1 pseudogene is annotated in these 1,101 nt (G+C 71.1%); it reads left to right on the plus strand.

The features are described 5' to 3' along the window. A pseudogene (locus tag MKK82_RS09475) lies at nt 1-1,074 on the plus strand (hypothetical protein); the annotation flags it as partial. Nucleotides 1,075-1,101: the final 27 nt, after the last annotated feature.

Consider the following 1,101-nt stretch of genomic DNA (forward strand, 5'->3'; position numbering starts at 1 on the left):
GCCGTGCGTGGCGCAGGCCCGATCGACACGACGGACGTGCTGACGAACCTCGCGGACCGGCTGCGCACCGCCGAGGGACCGCAGCGTGCCGCGCTGAACCAAGCCCGCGGCATGCTGATGACCGAGCACCCGATGACCGGCGCGGCGATCCCGCAGACCAGCGCCGAGAACCTGCAGAACGCCAAGATCGCGTTGTCCGGCATGATGGAGCACGGCGCGGAGTCGTTGGGCGTGCCGCGCGGATCCGTGTCTCAGCGGGACGGCGGGTTGGGCGGCACCGTCGCCGACCTGAACCGAGCCCTGCGGGATCAAGTGCCGGGCTACGGCGCCGCCAACGACGTGTCGTCAGCCATCGCGCGGCGCATGGAGGCTGTCGAGGCAGGCTCGCAACTTCTCGGGTCCGGCCAGGGCGCTACGCCGCCGGCCGACCTCGCCCGCCGTCTCGTGGGCATGTCACAGGGCGAGCGGGATGCTATGGCGATCGGCACGCGCGGCGCCATCGACCAAGCCGTGGGTACTCGCCGCAACGACCTCGTGGCGATGCAGAACCTGTTGCAGGGTGAGGGCGGCTGGAACACCGCCAACCTAGCGCAGCTCCACGGGCAGGCCCCGGTTGATCGAGTCGTCGGCGCTGTGAACCGGGAGGCGGCGTTCGATCAGGCCAACCGCCGGATCGTGGAAGGTTCGCAGACCGCACAGCGAACCCAGGCGGCCGACCGCGTGGCGCCGCGCACGACCCTCGGCAACGATATCGGCGGTACGGTCGCGGGCGCTATCGGTGGTCCGCAGGGGTGGGCGCTGGCACAGGCCGGGCGCGTCGCTCGTGCCGGGGTGAATGCCGCCGGACAGGCTGCCGATGTAGCCCGCAACCGTCAGCTCGCGGAGGCCGTGACGCTGAACCAGGGCGACCGCCTCAACCTACTGCTGGAGGCCATCGAGGCACGGGGCCGTATGCAGCAGCGAGCGGCGGCGCTTGGATCTGTCGCGGGCCGCGGCACGCAGGCAGCAATGCTGTCTCAGTCGGATCGGGCTCGGCCCTACTTCCCGGCGGCTTTACCAGCCTTCTCGCGGTAGAGGAGCACGCCGCCCGTGATCCAGAGC

Origin of the sequence: Methylobacterium sp. E-046 (genome assembly GCF_022829625.1) — a bacterium.
Taxonomy (GTDB): domain Bacteria; phylum Pseudomonadota; class Alphaproteobacteria; order Rhizobiales; family Beijerinckiaceae; genus Methylobacterium; species Methylobacterium longum.